Annotated in this window: 5 protein-coding genes; all 5 read left to right on the top strand. The window is 71.8% G+C overall.

Annotated elements, in window-relative coordinates; genetic code table 11:
- Nucleotides 1-606: trehalose-phosphatase (otsB, locus tag MZTS_RS21740; RefSeq protein ID WP_192285381.1), on the top strand; the 606-nt coding region annotated here is incomplete at its 5' end.
- 185 nt (nt 607-791) lie between these two features.
- The gene (locus MZTS_RS21745) at nt 792-1,793 is read left to right on the top strand and encodes a glucokinase (protein ID WP_192285382.1); all 1,002 of its coding nucleotides are present in this window, start codon (nt 792-794) and stop codon (nt 1,791-1,793) included.
- Between the two features lie 135 nt (nt 1,794-1,928).
- Entirely contained in the window at nt 1,929-2,855 is a 927-nt protein-coding gene (locus MZTS_RS21750) for a DUF3108 domain-containing protein (protein ID WP_192285383.1), read from the top strand.
- A gap of 154 nt (nt 2,856-3,009) precedes the next feature.
- On the top strand, nt 3,010-3,354 hold the full coding sequence (locus MZTS_RS21755; protein WP_192285384.1) for a hypothetical protein: 345 nt from the start codon (nt 3,010-3,012) through the stop codon (nt 3,352-3,354).
- 189 nt (nt 3,355-3,543) lie between these two features.
- Nucleotides 3,544-6,116, top strand: a 2,573-nt coding sequence (locus MZTS_RS21760; RefSeq protein WP_192285385.1) for a helicase-related protein, incomplete at its 3' end; no start/stop codon positions are given.

The following is a 6,116-nucleotide window of genomic DNA, read 5'->3' on the forward strand; positions in this document are numbered from 1 at the left end:
GTCACCGGCCGGCCGGTGACGGTCATCGACGCGTTCCTGAAGCCCGCCCGCTTCGACGTGGCGGGCCTGCACGGGGTCGAGCGGCGGGTGGATGGCAACCTGACCGGCGGGCGGGCGGAGGACCATCCCGATCTCCGGGCCGGCGTCGAGCGGCTGCACGCGGAGACCGCCCGCTACGAAGCCGTGCTGATCGAGGACAAGGGGGCCTCGGTCGCCGTGCATTGGCGGCTCGCGGCGCCGGGGGATGCGCAGGCGGCGGAGGCGATCGTCAAGGCCGTGGCGCACGATCTCGGTTCCGCCTACCGGCTCCAGCTCGGCAAGGCGGTGGGCGAGATCGTCCCCGCCAGCGCCACCAAGGGCCACGCCATCCGCGCCTTTTCCGAGGCCGCGCCCTATGCCGGGCGCCGGGCGATTTTCCTGGGCGACGACCGCACCGACGAGATCGCCTTCGCCTCCGTCAACGAGGATGGCGGCATCAGCGTGCGTGTCGGCGAGGGCGAGACGGTGGCGCGCCGCCGCCTCGCCTCCCCGGCGGAGGTGCGGGCCCTGATCGCCGCCTGGGCGGAGGGGGCTCCGATCGACCCCGAGACGCTGCCCCCCGCCTGACGGGAGCGGGGCCGCGAGCGGCCGATGCCGGGCGGCCTCGCCTCGGCGGCGCCTGCCGCGCGGCGGGCGAGCCCTTTTTGGGAGCATGCCCCGAGAGGGGTCCGTCGGTTTTTCGGAACAGCGCGGTACAAGACTTCCCGGATCATTTCCCGGATCACGGCAGAGACGACGAGAGCGAGGGACGGATGTTCGAATTCCCGGTGCTGATCGGCGATATCGGCGGCACGAATGCCCGCTTCGGCCTGATCGAGACGAAGGGCGGCGAGCCGCGCCTCCTCTCCCGCGAATCGACCGCCGGGCATCCTCATCCGAGCGCGGCGATCCGGGCCTCCCTGGCGGCGAGCGGTGCCCCCGCGCCCCGTTCGGCGATCCTGGCGATTGCCGGCCGGGTCGATGCGCCGGCGGTGCAGCTCACCAATGCCGATTGGCTCGTGGACGCCGCCGCCATCGGGCGGGATTTCGGCCTCTCCCGCGTCGCCCTCGTCAACGATTACGTGCCCGTGGCTGCGGGCGCTGCCGGCATCGCCCCCGACGAACTCACCCCCATCGGGCCGGAGCGGGGAGACGCCGCCGGGCCCCGCCTCGTGCTCGGGCCGGGCACCGGCTTCGGCGCCGCGGCGCTGATGCCCTACGGGGATCGCCTCGCCATCGTCTCGACGGAGGCCGGCCATACCGATCTCGGCCCGACCGATGCGGAGGAGGCCGAGATCTGGCCGACTCTCGAGCGGGTGGAGGGGCGGGTGACCGTGGAAACGGTTCTCTCCGGCTCCGGCCTCGCGCGGCTTCACGCCGCTCTGCGGGCGGTGAAGGCCGGGGGCGACGGGTCGCGTCACGACCCCGCCGAGATCACCCGGTCCGGTCTCTCGGGCGAGGACCCGCAGGCGAGGGCCGCGCTCGCCCTGTTCGGCAAGCTCCTGGGCCGTGTCTGCGGAGATCTGGCGCTGACCTTCCTGGCCACCGGTGGGGTCTATATCGGTGGCGGCATCGCGCCCCGAATCGTCACGGTGCTGCGGGAGGGCCGCTTTCGCGAGGCGTTCGAGCGCAAGGCGCCGTTCGCCGGGCAGATGCGGGAGATCCCCACCAGCGTCATCACGGTGAAGGATCCCGCTTTCAGCGGCCTCTCGGCACTGGCCAGCGAGGGGGTCCGCTTCATCTATCACGGGCAGGGCTGGACGCCGCAGGCGTGACCGGCCTCGCCCGGCGGCTGCGCCGCGGCCCTGGCGCGGGCCGAACCGTCTGTTAACCATGGGGCGCGATAAGCTCGGTTGTCCTACACGGCTCGCTCCGAGACGTGCCGGAGCGTGGAGCCCAGAGTCTCGACCATGCGCGCATCTTCCCTCCGCCGCGCCCATATCCTCCTCCTCGCAGGGGCGCTCGCCGTCCCGGCCGGCGCGCAGGCCGCGCCGCGCTCGCACAAGGCCAGATCGGCGAAGGCTGCGCCGGCGGGGGTTTCGGTCGATTACAGCGTCAATCTGGCGGGTATCCCGATCGGCAACGCCCAGCTGACCGGGGCCTTCGAGGGCGCGCGCTACCGGATGGATGTCTCGGCGGTGCTGACCGGCCTCGTCGGCGCGGTGACCGGCGGCCAGGGCTCGGCCCGCTCCTCGGGCGGCATCTCGGGCGGCAACGCCGCCGCGCCGCTCCCCAACAGCTTCGCCATCGCCACCCGCACCAGCAATTCCGGCATCGCCGTGCGGATGGCCCTGGCCAACGGCAACGTCACCCAGGCCGAGATCACCCCGCCGCTGCTCGATACCGGCGACCGGGTGCCGGTCACGGCCGCCGCCAAGCGCGGCGTGATCGATCCGGCGAGCGCCCTGATGATGCCGGCCCGCGCCCGGGCCGAGCTGACCGATCCGGAAAACTGCAATCGCACGCTCCCGGTCTTCGACGGGGCGACCCGCTTCAACGTGGTCCTGAGCTACGGCGAGACCCGGCAGGTGGAGAAGCCCGGCTATAGCGGCCCGGTCCTCGTCTGCAACGCCCGCTACGTCGCCATCGCCGGCCACCGGCCCGACCGGCCGGGGGTGAAGTTCATGGAAGAGAACCGCGACATGTCGGTCTGGCTCGCCCCCGTCGAGGGCACGCGGGTGCTGGTGCCGATGCGGATCTCGGTTCGCACCACCCTCGGCACCAACATCATCGAGGCGACCCGCTGGACTCAGACCGGGGGACCGACGGGAACGGCGAAGGGCAGCGAGGCGCAGCCGACCGCCACGGTCGCCGACGCGAGCCTGACGCAGCCTTAGCGTCATCCGACCGAAGACCGGCGCGGCGCGCTCCTTCCACCCTCGCCCTCATCCCGAGGTGCCGACGCGGAGCGGCGGCCTCGACGGATCCTCCAGGGCAAGCGCGGGATTGAGCGCCTTCGAACCGGCTCCGACAATGGCCGGGAGGCTTGCCATGCTTCAGCTTAAGACGGCCACACCCGGCAGGAACACGCTGCGGATCGCCTGCCTCGCCCTGCCGCTCCTCTCCTCGGGTGCGACACGGGCCGGGGAGCCCCTCACGGCCGGCCCCGATTGCGGTGGCGACGCCTTCTCCTCCGCCCAGGTGATCGAGCACCGTCCGCCCCGCCGGGGACCGCTGACGGCGATGCCCGACACCCTCTGCACCGACCTGACGCCGCAACAGCCGCAGCCCAGGATCGACATCTACGCGTATCCCGGCCTCGATGCCCCCGCTGGCGCGCCCGGCCCCGGCATCCCATATGAGGGGAGGCCGCCGCTCGCGCCTCCGCGCCGGTAGCGGTTCCTCCCCGATGCGGGGCCTGCGTGCCCGGCTTCCCTCTTTTTCTCCGACGGCTCTCGCGCCGTAGGGACCGCCGCCCTTGAGGCACCTTCCTGATGCGAAAGCTCAGGATCGAGCCTGAAGCCATTGTCGACGCACCGGCTTTTCACACAGGCCGGTGATCACCTTTCGGGCCGACGCTCAAGCATGACGCTTCGCACCCTTCACCGCGAGGCCCGCGCGCACGGGGTCACCGCGGTGCTCGGCCCGACCAATACGGGCAAGACCCACCTGGCCATCGAGCGGATGCTCCAGCATCCGACCGGCATGATCGGCCTGCCCCTGCGGTTGCTCGCCCGCGAGGTCTATCTGCGCGTCGTCGCCAAGGTCGGCGCCGAGAACGTCGCCCTCGTCACCGGCGAGGAGAAGATCAAGCCGGACCGGCCGCGCTACTGGATCTGCACCATCGAGGCGATGCCGCGCGACCTCGAGGTCGCGTTCGTGGCGATCGACGAGATCCAGCTCGCCGCCGACATGGATCGCGGTCACGTCTTCACCGACCGCCTGCTCTACCGGCGCGGGCGCGAGGAGACGCTGCTGATCGGCTCCTCGACCATGCTGCCCCTGGTGCAGTCGCTGATTCCCGGCGTGCAGACGACGACCCGCCCGCGCCTGTCGCAACTTACCTTCGCGGGCGAGAAGAAGATCTCGCGGCTGCCGCACCGCACGGCCATCGTCGCCTTCTCGGCGGAGGAGGTCTACGCCATCGCCGAGCTGATCCGGCGCCAGCGGGGAGGGGCGGCAGTGGTGCTGGGCGCGCTCTCGCCCCGCACCCGCAACGCCCAGGTCGAGCTCTATCAATCCGGCGACGTGGACTACCTCGTCGCCACCGACGCGGTCGGCATGGGGCTCAACCTCGATGTCGATCACGTCGCCTTCGCCGCCAACTGGAAATACGACGGCAGCCGCTTCCGCAAGCTGACCCCGGCGGAGATGGGCCAGATCGCCGGCCGCGCCGGGCGCCACACCTCCGACGGCACCTTCGGCTCCACCGGCCGCTGCCCGCCCTTTGAGCCGGAAATGGTGGAGGCGCTGGAAACCCACGATTTCGAGCCCCTGCGCATCCTGCAATGGCGCAACCCGGATCTCGACTTCGCCTCGCTGGAGCGCCTGCAGGCGAGCCTCGACGAGCATCCGCACGAGGCGGGGCTGACCCGCGCGCCGATGGGCGAGGACCAGCAGGCGCTGGAAATCCTGATGCGCGAGGAGGACATCCGCGACCTCGCCAAGGGCCCGGCGGCGGTGCGCCGGCTGTGGGACACCTGCGGCGTGCCGGATTACCGCAAGGTCCATCCACAGACCCATGCCGACCTCGTGGCACAGCTCTACCGCTTCCTGATGCGCGGCATGGCCGGCCGCATCCCCAACGACTGGTTCGCCCGCCACGTGGCGATGATCGACCGCACCGACGGCGACATCGACGCCCTGTCCCAGCGCATCGCGCAAGGCAGGACCTGGACCTTCGTGGCCAACAGGCCCGACTGGTTGCTCGATCCTCTGCATTGGCAGGGCGAGACGCGTCGGGTAGAGGACAGACTATCCGACGCCCTGCACGAGCGCCTCGCGAGCCGCTTCGTCGACAGGCGCACCAGCGTCCTGATGCGGCGCTTGAGAGAGAAGACGATGCTGGAAGCCGAGATCACCCCCGGCGGTGACGTCACCGTCGAGGGTCAACATGTGGGCCGTCTTCACGGTTTCCAATTCGTGCCCGACCCGCAGGCGGAAGGGCAGGAAGCCAAGACCCTGCGCTCCGCCGCCGAGAAGGCGCTGTCGGGCGAGATCGAGGCGCGGGCCGAGCGCTTCGCCTCGGCCGCCGACGCCTCGCTGGTCCTGTCGCATGACGGCGTGATCCGCTGGACCGGCGATCCGGTCGCCAAACTGGTGCCGGGGGACAAGCTGTTCGAGCCGGGGCTCCGCCTCGTCGCCGACGACAGCCTGGCCGGCGCCTCCCGCGAGAAGGTCGAGACCCGGCTGACCGCGTGGCTGCGCGCCCACGTGGTGCGCCTGCTCGGCCCGCTGATGGAGATCGAAACCGCCGCCGACCTCACCGGGCTCGCCCGCGGCATCGGCTATCAGGTGGTCGAGGCCCTCGGCGTGCTGGAGCGGGCCAAGGTCGCCCACGAGATGCGCACCCTCGATCAGGACGGGCGCGCCAATCTCCGCCGCCACGGCGTGCGCTTCGGCGCCTACCACATCTTCCTGCCGGCGCTGCTGAAGCCGGCGCCGCGGACACTGGCCGCCCAGCTCTGGGCGCTCAAGAACGGCGGTCTCGACCAGCCGGGCCTCGACGAGATCGCCCATCTGGCGAGCTCCGGCCGCACGTCGATCAAGGTCGACCCCTCCATCGCCAAGGGTCTCTACCGGGCCGCCGGCTTCCGCGTCTGCGGCGAGCGGGCGGTGCGCGTCGATATCCTGGAGCGGCTCGCCGACCTGATCCGCCCGGCCATCGCCTACCGGCCCGGCACCACGCCGGGTGAGCCCCCGGCCGGCACCGCCGATGGCGACGGCTTCGTGGCGACGGTGAACATGACCTCGCTGGTCGGCTGCTCGGGCGAGGATTTCGCCTCGATCCTGAAGTCGCTCGGCTACGTCGCGCAGACCCGCCCCGGCCCGGCCATCACCGTGCCGCTGCTCCCCGCCGCCCCGACCGTGCCCGCCGCGCAGCCCGCCGAGGCCGCGCCGGAGTCAACGACCGCCGAGGCCCCGGCCGTTGAAAGGGG

It is taken from the genome of Methylorubrum zatmanii (assembly GCF_014845115.1).
Lineage (GTDB): Bacteria > Pseudomonadota > Alphaproteobacteria > Rhizobiales > Beijerinckiaceae > Methylobacterium > Methylobacterium zatmanii.